Source organism: Azospirillum rugosum (assembly GCF_017876155.1).
GTDB lineage: Bacteria > Pseudomonadota > Alphaproteobacteria > Azospirillales > Azospirillaceae > Azospirillum > Azospirillum rugosum.
In genome coordinates this window covers 45456-60066 of the sequence record NZ_JAGINP010000035.1, presented here as the reverse complement: position 1 = coordinate 60066, position 14611 = coordinate 45456, and the positions used below count along the sequence as shown (strand labels likewise).

Sequence of the window (14611 nt, the reverse complement as noted above, 5' to 3'; positions counted from 1 at the left end):
TCAGACGCTCCAGAACGGGCAGTGGGCCGGGGCGCGCAGCAGCGATTCCAGCGTCTCGTCCAGCCGGAACAGCGTCACCGAAGCGCCGGCCATCTCCATGGATGTCGCGTAGCGGCCGACCAGCGGAAAGGTCACCGTGATGCCTTTGTCCGCCAATTCCTGCGCGATGCGGCGGTAGAGGATGTACAGCTCCTCGTGCGGCGTGGCGCCGAGCGAGTTGACCAGGACCGAGACGCGCTCGCCCCGGCCGATGCCGGTGTCGGCGAGAAGCCGCTCCATCATCTCCGCAACAATGGCGTCGGCCGGTTTCAGCGGGCCGCGCCACAGGCCGGGTTCGCCGTGGATGCCCATGCCCATCTCCATCTCGTTCTCGGCGATGGTGAAGGTGGGCTTGCCGGCTTCCGGCACGATGCAGGGTGTCAGCGCCACGCCGATGGTCGCCGTGGCCTCGACAGCCTTCCTCGCCGCCGCCGTCACGTCACCCAGCGTGGCGCCCGGCCGGTCGGCCATGGCGCCGGCGATCTTGTAGGCGTAGAGCAGGCCGGCGACGCCGCGCCGCTTGGCCTTCTCCTCGCGCGGGGCGCTGGCGATGTCGTCGGCCACCAGCACGGTGGTCGACTCCATCCCCTCCATCTCCAGCAGTTCGCCCGCCATGTCGAAGTTCATGCGGTCGCCGCCGTAGTTGCCGTAGAGGCGCAGCACGCCGGCCCCGCCGTCGGCCGCCCGCATGGCGTCCACGCAGTCGCCCACGCTCGGCCCGGCGAAGACGTTGCCGATGGAGCAGGCGTCGAGCAGGCCGCGCCCGACATAGCCGGTGAAGGTCGGCAGGTGGCCGGAGCCGCCGCCCGACACGACGCCGACCTTGCCCTGGACCGGCGCGTCGGCGCGGACGATGACGCGCCCGCTCTCACCCGCGCGGCGATAGCTCTCCGGATGGGCCGCGCACAGCCCATCCAGCATCTCGTCCACATAGTCGGCGGGGTTGTTGAGGATCTTCTTCATGGTTGTCCTCCCTGGGGCCTCTTAAAGCGGATTGCGATCCGCTTTGGACCGCGACTGCGGGCCCGGCCGCTCATGCGGCCGAAGCCCGACCTCTCGCGGGAACGAAGTTCCCGCTGGCGGCAGGCGGATGCCACAGGCATCCGCCGAGAGCCGGCGAATGAGGTCATATGAATCTAAAGCGAATGCAAATTCGCTTTAGAGCTCAGTAGTTCAGCCGGGCATTGCCCTCGAACATCGTGACGGGCGGGTGGGCGCGCTGCTCGGTGACGATGTCCAGCACCGTGGTGGTGTTGGCGGCCAGCGCCCGCTTCAGCGCCGGGAGGAAATCCTCCGGCTTCTCGATGCGTTCCCCGGCGCAGCCGCAGGCCCGCGCGATCGCCGCGTGGTCGACGGCGGCGAAGTCGCAGACGTCGGAGTAGTCGTTGAACAGGATCTTCTCCGCGTGCTTCTGGTAGCCGAGGATCTGGTTGTTCAGCACCGCGACCACGACGTTCAGCCCCTTGCGGCGGGCGGTTTCCAGCTCCGACCAGACGTGGGCGAAGCCGCCGTCGCCAACCAGCGCGAAGACCGGGGCGTCGGGGCGCGCGCACTTGGCGCCGAGCGCGAAGGGCAAGCCCCAGCCGAGGCCGGCGAGGCCGCGCGGCGTGACGAAGCGCATGCCCGGCTTGCGCGAGGTCAGGTAGTTGGCGACCCAGATGGAGGAGTAGCTGGCGTCGGCCACCACGATGGTCTCCGGCGTCAGGACCGTGTCCAGGTCGCGCATGAGGCGCTCCGGACGGATCGGCGAGGCGTCCATCGGGATGGCGCGGGCGACGTCCTGCTTCCAGGCGTCGAGGCCGGCGGCGATCTGCTTCTCGATGGCCGGGCGGGCGGCCTTACGGACCGACAGGTTCTCGCCGCGCAGGGCCTCCGTCAGGGCGGCCAGCGTCAGCTTGGCGTCGCCGACGAGGCGCAGGGCCTCGTAGTTGCGGCCGATCTCCTGCCCGTCCACGTCCAGGTGGATGTAGCGGGCGTTCTTCGGGTAGAGCGACCAGCTGTCCGTGCCGTTCTGGTTCGTGCGGTTGCCGATCAGCAGGATGACGTCGGCCTCCTCCACCATCGGGCGCAGGTGGCGGGTGCGGCCGCCGGTGCCCATGAAGTAGCCGACCGGGCCGAGCGACAGCGGGTGGTTTTCGTCAACCGCACCCTTGCCCATGGCGGTGGTGGCGATGGGGAGGGACGCTTCCTCCTGAAGGGCGGCCAGCTCCGCCGCGGCGTCGGACAGGTGCACGCCGCCGCCCGCGATGACCAGCGGCGCCTTGGCGGAGGCGAGCAGCGCCGCCGCTTCCCGCACCTTGGCCGGGTCGGCGCCGACGCGGTCGAGCGGGTAGTGGCCGAGCGAGGCGAAACGCTCCCCCGCGCCCGGGGCGGGGATGTCGTTGAACAGGTCGATGGGGGCGATCAGGACCGCCGGACCCGGCCGGCCGGAGGCGGCGGCGGTGAAGGCCATGTCGACGTAGTCGTCGATGCGTTCCACCTCCGACACGCGGCGGATCCACTTGGCGCAGCCGCGGAACAGCTCCAGGTGGTCAAGCTCCTGGAAGGCGTTCTTGTCGGTCTGCTTGCGGTGGACGTCCTGCACGATGGCGACGATCGGCACGCTGGCCTTCAGCGCCTCGGCGAGGCCCGGCACCAGCAGGGTGGCGGCGGGGCCGTTCTGGGCGGTGACGACCGGGACCTTGTGGGAGATGCGGGCGTAGGCGTCGGCCATGGCCGTGCCGGCGTTCTCCGTGCGATAGCCGATCTGGCGGATGCCGAACTCGGGGGCGGCCAGGAACAAGGCGGACGGGATGCTCTGGCCGAAGATCACCTCGACGCCGTGTCGGCGGAGCGCGGCCGCGAAGACATGGGCGCCGGTCTTGTTGGACGCGGGCGCCGTGGCCGGCTTGTCGGCGGTGATGCGGGTGTCCATGGGGTTCCTCCTCGGGGGGAATATGTAAATCGTTTTAGTTTTTGGGCGCGCGAAAGCGCGGAGAGTGGGGCGTCAGACGATCCCGCCGTCACGCAGGGACGCCACGTCGGAGTGGGTCATGCCCAGCCATTCGCCCAGCACGTCCTCCGTGTGCTCACCCAACACCGGGGCGGCGCGGCGGATGGAGCCCGGGCTGTCGGACAGGCGCACGGTCAGACCATGGGTGGTGAAGCTGCCGGTCTTGGCGTGCGGGATGTCGACGATCTGCTTGGCCTCGCGCATGTAGGGGTTGGCCAGCAGGTCGGGCAGGGTGGCGATCTTCGCCGACGGCAGCTCCGCCTGCCGCAGCAGGGCGACGACATCGTCGGCCGGCATGCCGGCGATCCACTCCGCCACGATGGCCTCGATCGCCTCGATGTTGCGCATGCGGGCGTCCAACGTGGCGAAGCGCGGGTCCGTCAGCAGGTCCGGGCGATTCATGATGCGGGTCAGGCGCGGGAAATGCGCGTCGTTGCCGGCCACCATGTGCAGCCATTTGCCGTCGCCGGCCTGGAAGGTCTGCGCCGGGGCGGAGTAGCGGTCGCGGTTGCCGACGCGGGTCATGGCGCGGCCGAGCATCGCCTGCTCCGGGATGGCCGTCACCAGCATCGACACCGCGCTGCCCATCAGGCTGGCGTCGACCATCTGGCCCTTGCCGGTCTTGTGGCGGTCTTCCAGGGCGGCCAGGATGCCGACGGTGGCGTAGAGCGCCGTGGCGTAGTCCACCAGGAAGGTGCCGCCCATGGTCGGCGGGCCGTCCGGGTCGCCGGTGATCTCCATCAGGCCGGAGGTCGCCTGGGCGATGCCGTCGAAGCAGGGCTCCCCGGCCATCGGGCCTTCCTGGCCGTAGCCGGAGATGCGGGCCATGATCAGGCGCGGGTTGATGGCGCGCAGGTCGTCCCAGCCGCAGCCCATCTTCTCCATAGTGCCGGGGCGGAAGTTCTCGATCAGGATGTCAGCCTGCTTGACCATCTCGCGCAGGATGGTGTGGGCGCGCGGGTCCCGGAAGTTCAGCGTGATGCTGCGCTTGTTCCGGTTGAACACCATGAAGTAGAGGCTTTCGCCCCCGACGTGCGGCTCCAGCGCGCGGGTGTCGTCGCCGCGCTTGGGCCGTTCCACCTTGACCACATCGGCTCCCAGGTCGCCCAGCTGCATGCCGCAGTGCGGCCCGGCGATGAAGCGCGACAAGTCGAGGACCTTCAGCCCGTGCAGCGGGCCGTTCTTGGCGGGACCAGACATCAAGGGCACCTCAGACGCGCAGGAGGACGCGGTTTGGGTCGATCACGCGGCGGATCAGATCCAGCTCGCGGTCGGTGGGCAGCGGGGTGGTCGGGATGCTGTCCGGGACCACCGGCCGGAAGGACAGGCGGTCCAGCACCTCCTCCAGCGTCACGCCGGGGTGGAGGGAGCGGACGCGCATCAGCTTGCTCTCCGGCTCGAAGTCGAAGATCGCCTTGTCGGTGACGACGAGGTGCGGGCCGCCGGGCTTCAGGCCGGCCTCCTCGCGCGAGCGGCCGCCGTGCAGGTGGCCGACGCTGGTGATGAAGTCCACCTTCTCCACGAACACCCGGCGGTCGAGGTCGACCACGACGATCGGACGCGGCACGAAGGCGAAATGCTCGGGCTGCGCCAGGCAGCCGACCAGCCGGACCTTCGGCTTGCGATAGTCGCCGATGGCCGTGATGTTCAGGTTGCCGAAGCGGTCGACCTGGGCGGCGGAGTCGAAGCAGACGTCGAAGGCGCGGCGGGCCAGCATGTCGCACTTCACGCCGGTGTCCGACGGGGAGGACGCGGCCTGCCAGCGCGTGAAGCTGTCCTGCTTCAGGTCGGCCGGGACGTTGGACAGGTCCGGCTCCAGCAGGTTGCCCCAATAGACCGCGGCGGACGGGGCGTGCAGCATCTGGGCGAGGCGCACCGCGGTCAGCGGAATGCCGACCGCCAGCGTGAAGGCGCGGCCGTTGGTGCCGACGCCGACGAAGGCGAGGTCGCCGTCGCGGATCTCGCGGGCGATGACAGCGGTGACCAACTCGTTGGTGGTGGCGGGCGCGTCGGCAACTGAAACGATTTTATTTTCAGACATGGTTCAGCTCGTTGGGCTGGACGTCGAGACGGTTCAGCGCGGCGAGGCCGCCGACCTTGGCGATGTAGGCGCTGTGGCTGGGGATCGCCCGCGCATACTCGTCCAGGTAGGCCGCGGCACCCTCGGCGCTGCGGCTGCGCTCCAGGTAATCGGTGAGGTGGGCGTCGTCCTCGTCGTACATGGCGTCGACGGACACGGGGTGGGCGCCGTAGGGCACCTCGACGATCGCCTCCACCCAGTTGCCGGGGATGTAGGTCAGCGTCGGGCGCTTCTTGACCTCTTCATGCGGGATGATCTTCTCCACCGTCACGATCACGCGCTTGCCGGCGCTGGCGATCATCTGGTCGATGTCGTCGCTGTCGCGCACGACCGGCCACTGCACGTTGCCGTATTTATCGCCGGCATAGCCGTGGATGATCGTGAAGTCGGACGTCGCGGCGGCGACGGCCTGCAACTTCTCCCCCGTGAAGGGGCAGGAGAAGGGACGGAACTGCTCCGGGTTCTTGTTGGCGATGTCGGATCCCAGCAGCGTCTTGATCGGCAGGAAGGCCAGCCCCTGGGTCGCGGCGCGGAAGCGGGCGACCATGGCCGTCTCGGAGAAGTCGCGCACCTCGATGGCGCCGCTCTCCACCGCGCGGCGGAAGTTGGGGGCAAGGCCGTAGCTGAACATGCCGGTGTAGATGCCCTCGTACCGGCGCAAGGCGCCGGCGGCGGCCAGCATGTCGGTGGCGGTGGTCGCCGCCCAGGTCTGCACGGTCAGGTCGGTGACGCCGCGCCGGATCAGGGAGCGGATCGCCGCGTTCGGCTGGCGGCGCAGCAGGCTGCCGCCGATGGCGATGGTGCTGCCCGATGTGACGGGGGCAAGCGCGTCCTCCAGCGATACCAGTTTTTCTTTCACGGTTGATCACTCGCGTGGGTGGGGGTTCCGGCCGAGGATATCGGTCGGGGGTCGGTCGTGCGGGGCGGGAGCGGCGCTGGGCCGCGGCCCGCTGGAACGTCAGGTCAAGGTCAGGTTCCGGCGGCCTGTTTCTTCTCGGCCTGGTTCTTCTCAGGCTGGGAAGCGCTGCGGCGGCGCGGCTTTGCGACGGCCGCCGCCGAGGGCGGGGCCGAGGTGCCGCGCACGATCAGCGACGGCTTCAGGATCACCGACCGCGGCGGATCCCCGCGGTCGCCGGCGATGCGCTGCAGCAGCAGGCGCGCCGCGCTGTCGCCGGTTTCCCGCTTCGGGTGGTTGATTGTGGTGAGGTTGAGCAGCGGGTGCTCGGCCAACTGAATGTTGTCGAAGCCGACGACCGAGACGTCGGACGGCACCTTGATGCCCAGGTCGTGCAGGGCGCCGAGCGCGCCCAGCGCCATCAGGTCGTTCGCCGCGACGATGGCGGTCGGGCGGGCGGTCGGGCGCTGCGCCGCCATCAGGTTGCGGGTGGCGCTGTCGCCGGATTCCATGCTGTAGTCGCCCTGGACGACCAGCGACGGGTCGCTGTCCAGCCCGTGGGCGGCCACCGCCTCCTGGTAGGCGGCCAGGCGGTCGTCGGCGGAGCTGGAGCGGAACAGGCCCTTGATGAAGCCGATCCGCCGGTGCCCCAGGCTGACGAGGTAGTCCATCGCCATCCGCACGCCGGCCTGGTTGTCGATCCCGACATAGTCGCAGGAATGGCCCGGCGCCCGGCGGTTGACCGTGACCAGCGGGATGCCGGCGGCCTCGACCCGCTCCATGTCCTGGTCGTCCAGGATCTGCGACAGGACGATCATGCCGTCGATCTGTTTGTCCAGCAGGGAGCGGACGTAGGCGGTCTTCTTCTCCGCCTGGAAGTCCGTGTTGCAGAGGATGAGGTTCTTGCGCTCCCGCCACACCACGTCCTCCACGCCGCGAACGACGTCCGGCACGAAGGGGTTGGCGATGTCGCCGACGACGAGGCCGATCGACCAGCTGCGCCCCATCCGCAGGCCGCGCGCGGTGGAAGAGGCGTGGTAGCCGATCTCCCGCGCCTTGCGGAGCACGAGGTCCCGCGTCTGGGCCTTTACGTTCGGCTTGCCGGCCAGCGCGTTGGAGACGGTGGCCGGCGACACGCCGCAGAGCGCCGCGAGATCGAGGATGGTCGGCCGAGCCGGCGAGCCTTGGCCGGCGTCCGTGCCGCCGTTGGCCTCTTCCTGGGGGAGTCGATTTCTGCTCATGCCACACCAAAAAATGCTTGCAGGACGGAGTAAAAACGTTTTAGCTCGGGACTGCAAGCGGAAAAAACAGTCGGCGCCTCGAACCAAGCCGGCGAAGCCAAACGAACGGATTTACAAGGGGGGATGGGAAGCGATGCGCGATTCTGCGCCCCTGTTGCGCCTGACGGCGATTTCGAAAAGCTTTCCCGGCGTGCGTGCCCTGGATGGGGTGGACCTGACGGTCGGCGCCGGTGAAGTCGTTGCATTGATTGGAGAAAACGGGGCCGGCAAGTCGACGCTGATGAAGATCCTCAACGGGATCTACCAGCCCGACGGCGGCGAGATCGCGCTGGACGGCGCGCCCGTCTCCTTCCCGACCCCGCACGCGGCCTTGTCGCGCGGGGTCAGCATGGTCCACCAAGAGCCGAAGCTGTGCCTCGCGCTCAGCGTTACCGAAAACGTTTTAATTGGCAGGCTCCCAAAGGGCCGCTTCGGCGCGATCGACTGGCGCCAAGCGCATGAGCGCACACGGGAGCTGCTGAGCCGTGTCGGCATGCGTGTTGAGCCGACAACACCGACCGAACGCCTGTCGATCGCCGAGCGGCAGCAGTTGCAGATCGCCAAGGCGCTGGCCTCGGACTCGCGCCTGATCGTGCTGGACGAGCCGACCGCCAGCCTGACCCCGGTGGAGGTGGACGTGCTGTTCGGCATCGTCCGCGACCTCCAGGCGGGCGGTGTCAGCTTCATCTACATCTCCCACCATCTGGAGGAGATCTTCCGGATCGCCCAATCGGTGTCCGTGCTGAAGGACGGCCGCAAGGTCGCCGACCGCAGGGTGTCGGAGACGACGAAGGAGGAACTGCTCTCCCTGATGGTCGGGCGCGACATCGGCAATCGCTTCCCGGCCAAGGGTCGCCGGCCCGGCGCCCCGGCGCTGGAGGTGCGCAACCTGACGGGGCGTGGCTTCCGCAACGTGTCCTTCCGCGTCCACAAGGGCGAGGTGGTGGGCATCGCCGGTCTGGTCGGCGCCGGCCGCACCGAACTGGCGCGCGCCATCTTCGGCGCCGATCCCGTCAAGGGCGGCGAGATCCTGGTGGACGGCAAGCCCGCCGCCATCCGCAACCCGGCGGACGCCATCCGCCTCGGCGTCGCCTACATCGCGGAGGACCGGCGCGACGGGCTGTTCATGCCGCTGCCGGTGCGCGAGAACATCACCGTCGTCGCGCCGGAGGCCATCGCCACCAACGGAGTCATCCGGGAGCGCACGCAGAAGTCCATCGCGCTCGACTACATAAAACGTTTGAATATCCGCACGCCGAGCGGGGAGCAGCAGATCCGCTTCCTCAGCGGCGGCAACCAGCAGAAATGCATCCTGGCGCGCTGGATCATCAAGGGCGTGCAGACGATCATCTTCGACGAGCCGACGCGCGGAATCGACGTCGGCGCGAAGACCGAGATCTACCGCCTGATCGACCAGCTGGCCAGCGAAGGCAAGGCCGTCATCCTGATCTCGTCCGAACTGCCGGAAATCCTCGGCATGAGCGACCGTGTCCTCGTCATGGAGCGCGGGCGCCTGAGCGGCGAGGTCGATGGGCACGAAGCGACCGAGGAAAACCTCCTGGCGCTCGCCCTTCCGACCAACACCCCTTCCCACGAGTTGCAGCCATGACCGAACAGTCCCCCCCGATCGCCGGCCCCGGAGCGGGCGCGGCCTCGGCCTCCTCCCCCCGGTCCGTCAACTGGACGGGCTATCTGGTCCAGTACAGCAACGTCCTGGCATTGGTCGCCATCCTGGTGGTGGCGTCGATCCTGTCGCCCTACTTCTTCTCCTCGCGCAACATCTTCAACGTGCTGCGCGGCGCGACCATGGTCGGCATCGTCGCCGTGGGCATGACCTACGTCATCCTAAACCGCGGCATCGACCTGTCGGTCGGCTCGCTGGTCGGCCTGTCGGCGGCGCTCACCGCCTCCTTTGCGCATCACGGCATCCTGGTCGCCGCCTCCATCGGGCTGGCGTCGGGCCTGGCGCTCGGGCTCGTCAACGGGCTGATGATCACGGGGCTGCGCTTGCAGCCCTTCATCGCCACGCTGGGCATGATGATCTTCGCGCGCGGCCTCGTCTTCGTCTACACGGGCGGCAGCAACATCGTGGTGGAAAGCCCGACCGACGCCTTCTCCTTCCTGGGGTCGGGCTACATCGGGCCGATCCCCGTGCCGGTGATCGTGTTCATCGCCATCTGGGCGGTGGCCGCCTGGGTGCTGCGCTACACGGTGTTCGGCCGCTCCATCTACGCGGTGGGCGCCAACGAGGAGGCGGCGCGGCTGTCCGGCATCAACGCCGACCGCAACAAGATCCTGGTCTACTGCATCAGCGGCGTGCTGGCGGCCTTCGCCGGCGTTGTGATGGCCAGCCGACTGACGGTGGGCGAGCCGAACGGCGGCACGCTGTACGAGCTGGACGCCATCGCCGCGGTGCTGATCGGCGGCACGACCTTCGACGGCGGCGTGGGCAGCGTGCACGGCACGGTGCTGGGCATCCTGATCCTGGCCTTCCTGTCGAACGTGCTGAACCTGCTGAACATCTCCCCCTACTCGCAGATGCTGCTGAAGGGCGTGATCATCGTCCTGGCGGTCGTCGTCAGCGAGTGGCGGAAGCGCAAATAACCAAAAGACATTTGCTGAGGAAACGCATCATGGCCAAGAACGATCTTTGGACCCCGAGCCGCCGCCATGTCCTGAAGCTGGGTGCCGCGGGCGGCCTCGCCGCCGCCGGGCTGCCCTTCATCCAACGCACCGCCTGGGGCGAGACCGGGGTGGAGGGGAAGACCATCGGCTTCACGATGTCCTTCTCGAACACCGAGTGGATCAAGCAGATGCAGCGCGGCGTCGTGGACACCGCCAAGAAGTACGGCATGAACACGGTCGTCTATGACGCCAACGACCAGCCGACCAAGCAGATCCGCGACATCGAGGACCTGATCGTCCGCAACGTGGACGTCATCATCATCTCCACCTACTACGCCGAGGCGATCCGCCCGGCGGTGCAGGAGATCAACCGCGCCGGCATTCCCATCGTGGTGCTCAGCTCGCCGCTGCCGGCCGGGGCCGATTTCAACGTCCTGCTGTCCACCGACATGGTCGGCACCGCCCGCAAGGCCGGCGAGTATTACGTGAAGAAGCTGAACGGACAGGGCAACGTCGTGCAGATCGACGGCAAGCCGGGCTCGCTGGTCAACCAGCAGCGCGGCAGCGGCTGGCGCGAGGTGATCGACAAGACCCCGGGCATCAAGGTCGTCTCGCACGTCGTCGCCAACTACGACCGCACCCAGGCGATCCGCGGCATGGAGGACGCGCTCCAGGCCAACGGCAAGATCGACGCCGTCTACTGCCACAACGACGACATGGCGCTGGGCGCGGTGCGCGCCGCGACGGAGTTCGGCCGCAACAAGGAGATGTTCTTCACCGGCTACGACGGCCTGACCCCGGAGGCGCTGGAGGCCATTCACAACGGCACGCTGGACGCCGTGTGGGAATACCTGCCCTTCGGCGTGGAGGGCGTGGAGGCCGCGATCCGCATCCTCCAGAAGAAGCCGATCCCGAAGACCATCGCCTTCGATTCGCCGATGATCACCAAGGACAACGTCCTGGAGTGGTACGACCCGGCGGAGCGCAAGCGCCGCGTTTTGCCGTCGCGCCTGTCGCTCTGAGGCCCGGAACGCCGCCCTCCCCTCTCCCAGCCCCGCTGGGAGAGGGTGACACACACCGCATTGGACGGTTCGACGTGACGAACAAGACTTCCAAGGTCGGCAGCATCGCCGACGCCGTCGCCCTGATCCCCGACGGGACGCGGCTGGCGATCGGCGGCTTCGCCATCTACCAGCATCCCATGGCGGTCGTCCGCGCGCTGATCCGCGCCGGCCGCCGCGACCTGACCATCGTCGGCACGGTGAACGGCAACGAGGTGGACCTGCTCGTCGGCGCCGGCTGCGTGAAGCGGGTCGAGACCTCCTACGTCGGGCTGGAGAAATACGGCCTCGCCCCCAACTTCCGCCGCGCGGTGGAGGAGGGCCGGGTCGAGGTCGTGGACTATCCGGAGGTGCTGAGCTTCGACCGCTTCCGCGCCAGCCAGGAAAACTTCACCTTCTGGCCCTGCGATTATCTGGGCGGCACCGACGTGCTGGCCCGCAACCCGGACATCAAGCCCTTCACCTGCCCGGCGACCGGCCGGACGCTGCACGCCGTGCCGCCCGCCGACCCGGAGGTGGTGGTCCTGCACGCCATCGCCGCCGACGAGCGGGGCAACGTCATCCTGCCGCAGCGCCACCTGCTGCCGCAGGGGCTGGACGTCATCATGGCGCGTGGCTGCGACACGGTGATCGTGACGGTGGAGAAGATCGTGCCGCAGAGCATGATCCGCCGCCACGCAGCGCAGGTGCAGATCCCCTCCTACAAGACGACGCTGGTGGTGGAGGCGCCTTGGGGCGCTCACCCGACCGCCCTGCTCGGCCGCTACGCCACCGACGACGCGCATTTCCGCGACTATGTGGCCGCCTCGGCCAGCGCGGACGGCTTCGCCGCCTATCTCGACCGCTACGTGCACGGCCCTGCCGACCACCAGGCCTATCTCGACGCGGTCGGCGCCGGGCGGCTGGGCAGCCTGACGGAGTTCGACACGCTATGAGCGCCAACCTCAACAACACGGCCGTCAACGACACCCCGCTCGACGGCAGCCCGGACGGCGCGACGCTGGCGGAGACCATCGCGGTCAACCTTGCCCGCTCCTTCGCCGACGGGGAGGTCGGCTTCACCGGCCTCGTCACCGGCGGGGCGGCGGCGCTGTTCGGCACGTCCATTCCACTCGCCGCCATGTCGCTGGCGCAGGCGATGCACGCGCCGAACCTGACCATCCTGCTGGCTGGTTGGTCGCACAACCCGGATTTGGGCTCCCTGTCCGTCATGCCGGATTCGGAGTTCGATTCCGTCCTGCGCGACCTTCCCTGCGACGCGCAGATGCTGACCTACCCGGGCCCCTGGGCGATCAAGCGCGGCGATATCGACTTCGGCTTCAGCTCCGGCGTGCAGGTCGATGCGGTGGGCAGCATCAACAGCGTCTGCATCGGCGATCCGGCCAAGCCCAAGGTCCGCCTCGTCGGCCCGATCCTCCAGCCGGAGCACATGACCCTGTTCGGGCGCGAATACGTGATGATGCCCCACCACGCGCGCCGCAACTTCGTGGAGAAGGTGGACTACGTGTCCGGCGTCGGCTACCCGGGTGGGCTGGAGGGACGTCGGCGCCTCGGCCTGAACCACGGCGGGCCGGAATGGGTGGTGACCCCGAAATGCGTGTTCGACTTCGACAAGGAGGCCGGGCGCATCCGCGTGAAGTCCGTCCATCGCGCGAGCGACCGCATGGACCTTGCCGAGCACACCGGCTTTGCCGTGGACGCCAGGAACGCTCCATTGACCGCCGCTCCCACCAAGGACGAGCTGGACTTGTTGCGCCGCCACGTTGATCCAAACGGCATCCTGCTGGGGCGCCGGACGGCACGGTCCCTCTGACGGTCCCTCTGACGAGACCTTGACGCACAAATCGGCGCGCAGCGGCACTGTTGCATTGGCAGTGCCCTTCAGGCCACCGGCACGCGGATGAGCATCAGCGGAACGTGATGCTGGCAGCCGTACATGTCGCCGTCGCCGCTGGAACCCTGGGCGCGCGGGCGCCGGATGGTGATCTTGATGGCGTTGGCCATGTCGATCTCGAAGAAGGATGACACCTCCGACACGGCGATGCCGTAGGCCGCAGCCACCGTTTCCGGGCGGATGACCCCGGTGCTGCGGACGGCCTCGTAGCGTTCACGGTCCTTGAACAGGATATCGAAGGTGATGCGGTAGGGGCCGGCGTTCTTGCTGCGCACGATGTCGGCCAAGTCCTTGAGGAGGCGGTCGGTCATCTCAGAGATCCTCATACGCGATGGGGAACAGCTCCGTCGGGCTGTCGGCCTTCATCAGGTGATAGGCGCTGAACTCGTAGACGGGGCCGAGGTCCAGGTCGGACGGCGAATAGGGGAAGGCGAGGTTTCCCGACGTGTTGACCACGCCCGGATAGTGGTAGTGCAGCATGGCGCCGCTGATCTGGTGACAGGCGGCATGGGCCAGTTCCTGGTCGCCGGCGGTCACCTCGATCACCAGCCCGACCTCGCGCTGCACCGCCGTCTCCGGCTCCAGTTCCTTCATCACGCCGTCGCGGCCGTAGACGTGGAAGACCACGCCGAGCGGGGCGGGAGCGAAATAGGCCAGCGCCTTCTCCCGCACGTCGGCAAGGATGCCGTCGAGCGCCCGGATGGTGGTCGGGCAGCGGATTCCGGCGATCGCGATGGATCGGTATCCGGCGAGCCGCGCCCCTTCCAGCTTCACGCGATAATCGGCCGTCTCGACCAGCCGCGCCCCGCGCACCCGCACCTGCCGGTCACCGACCTGCTCGAAACGGCAGCCGGAGAGATCGATCTCGTGTCCTGGCCCTGATTGCCGGAAGGGATTCTCGCGCTCGTACAGCGAATGGGCGGCCACCGACTTGACCGAGGCGCGCCGCGCCAAGCTGCCGGGCTCCAGCAGGAAACCGTCGCCGTCCAATGTGCCGAGCATCACGTCCATGGCGAAGGGTTCGGCCGAGAAGGCGCCGCATTCGAGGATCTTCCCCATGTGGATCGCCAGGGCCGGGTCGGCGCCGCGCCAGATCGGAAAGGCGGCGATCACCGAATCGTCGCAAGCCCGGCCGGCGATGATGACGTCGGCACCGCCCTCCAGAGCCGCGCAGATCGGTTCGTGCCCCATCTGCGCGACCAGCGCGACGGTCTCGTCCAGCATCTCCCCGGTCAATGGGACACCGGCCTCGAAATCGACGATCTCGCCGGCGGCGACGGCCCGCTTGGCGCGCTCGACCGGGATGTCCGAGCGGATGGTCGCCAGCCGGAAGCTCAGGCCCTCCTCGTGGGCGATGGCGCGGACCAGCGCGGCCGTCCGATCGACCTGCACCCCGGATCCGGCGCCGCCGGCGCTGCCGACGATCACCGGGATGCCCGCCTGCCGGCCGGCGCGGATGAGCGCGGTCAGCTCGCGCTTGATGCTGACGTCCGACACCAGCGGCTTGCCGGAGCCGAGATAATACGGTCCCGGGTCGGTCGATCCGGCATCGACCGCGATGACGGCCGGCCCCAGCGCCATGCCGCGGGCCAGAGCCTCGTCACCGAACCCGTATCCGAGCGTCCCCGTGGGGGTGAGCACTGTGATGGCGGCCATTGCTTCTCTCGTGTGGTCCAGGAACCGGCGAATTTGACGGGCAGGTCGCGGCCCCGGTCAAATCGCTTGTCGGCCGCCTGCCATAACCG

The 14611-nt window shown here is 68.6% G+C and carries 13 protein-coding genes; 5 read left to right on the top strand and 8 right to left on the bottom strand.

Annotated elements, in window-relative coordinates; genetic code table 11:
* From J2851_RS32905 to J2851_RS32880, 6 genes are all read right to left on the bottom strand, one after another.
* Positions 1–1002, bottom strand: coding sequence for a dihydroxyacetone kinase subunit DhaK (locus tag J2851_RS32905; protein ID WP_209772439.1), 1002 nt, complete (start codon positions 1000–1002; stop codon positions 1–3).
* A gap of 202 nt (positions 1003–1204) precedes the next feature.
* Positions 1205–2953 carry an acetolactate synthase catalytic subunit gene (locus J2851_RS32900; protein ID WP_209772437.1) on the bottom strand — a complete coding sequence of 583 codons (1749 nt, stop codon included), beginning with the start codon at positions 2951–2953 and terminating at the stop codon, positions 1205–1207.
* 72 nt (positions 2954–3025) lie between these two features.
* Positions 3026–4231, bottom strand: a complete 1206-nt coding sequence (locus J2851_RS32895; RefSeq protein WP_209772434.1) for a CaiB/BaiF CoA transferase family protein — start codon at positions 4229–4231, stop codon at positions 3026–3028.
* A 10-nt stretch (positions 4232–4241) separates the two neighbouring features.
* Positions 4242–5072 carry a CoA-transferase subunit beta gene (locus J2851_RS32890; protein ID WP_209772432.1) on the bottom strand — a complete coding sequence of 277 codons (831 nt, stop codon included), beginning with the start codon at positions 5070–5072 and terminating at the stop codon, positions 4242–4244.
* Positions 5065–5970 carry a CoA transferase subunit A gene (locus J2851_RS32885; protein ID WP_209772429.1) on the bottom strand — a complete coding sequence of 302 codons (906 nt, stop codon included), beginning with the start codon at positions 5968–5970 and terminating at the stop codon, positions 5065–5067. The genes J2851_RS32890 and J2851_RS32885 overlap by 8 nt, the downstream gene beginning before the upstream one ends.
* A gap of 110 nt (positions 5971–6080) precedes the next feature.
* Positions 6081–7247 (bottom strand): LacI family DNA-binding transcriptional regulator, encoded by a 1167-nt coding sequence (locus J2851_RS32880; protein WP_209772426.1) that lies wholly within the window; start codon positions 7245–7247, stop codon positions 6081–6083.
* Between the two features lie 133 nt (positions 7248–7380).
* On the opposite strand from J2851_RS32880, the gene J2851_RS32875 reads away from it, so the two are divergent.
* The 5 genes from J2851_RS32875 to J2851_RS32855 all read left to right on the top strand — a co-directional run bounded on the left by J2851_RS32875 (position 7381) and on the right by J2851_RS32855 (position 12785).
* Positions 7381–8895, top strand: a complete 1515-nt coding sequence (locus J2851_RS32875; RefSeq protein WP_209772424.1) for a sugar ABC transporter ATP-binding protein — start codon at positions 7381–7383, stop codon at positions 8893–8895.
* Positions 8892–9890: an ABC transporter permease gene (locus tag J2851_RS32870; protein ID WP_209772422.1), complete on the top strand. Its 999-nt coding sequence runs from the start codon at positions 8892–8894 to the stop codon at positions 9888–9890. Before J2851_RS32875 ends, J2851_RS32870 begins: the two co-directional genes overlap by 4 nt.
* A gap of 29 nt (positions 9891–9919) precedes the next feature.
* The gene (locus J2851_RS32865; protein ID WP_209772420.1) at positions 9920–10933 is read left to right on the top strand and encodes a substrate-binding domain-containing protein; all 1014 of its coding nucleotides are present in this window, start codon (positions 9920–9922) and stop codon (positions 10931–10933) included.
* Positions 10934–11007: 74 nt separating this feature from the next.
* Positions 11008–11907, top strand: coding sequence for a CoA transferase subunit A (locus J2851_RS32860; protein WP_209772418.1), 900 nt, complete (start codon positions 11008–11010; stop codon positions 11905–11907).
* The gene (locus J2851_RS32855; protein ID WP_209772416.1) at positions 11904–12785 is read left to right on the top strand and encodes a hypothetical protein; all 882 of its coding nucleotides are present in this window, start codon (positions 11904–11906) and stop codon (positions 12783–12785) included. Before J2851_RS32860 ends, J2851_RS32855 begins: the two co-directional genes overlap by 4 nt.
* Before the next feature lie 68 nt (positions 12786–12853).
* Here J2851_RS32855 and J2851_RS32850 read toward each other — a convergent pair whose 3' ends face one another.
* Positions 12854–13177: a DUF4387 domain-containing protein gene (locus J2851_RS32850; protein WP_209772414.1), complete on the bottom strand. Its 324-nt coding sequence runs from the start codon at positions 13175–13177 to the stop codon at positions 12854–12856.
* Between the two features lies 1 nt (position 13178).
* The gene (locus J2851_RS32845) at positions 13179–14522 is read right to left on the bottom strand and encodes an acyclic terpene utilization AtuA family protein (protein ID WP_209772412.1); all 1344 of its coding nucleotides are present in this window, start codon (positions 14520–14522) and stop codon (positions 13179–13181) included.
* Positions 14523–14611: the final 89 nt, after the last annotated feature.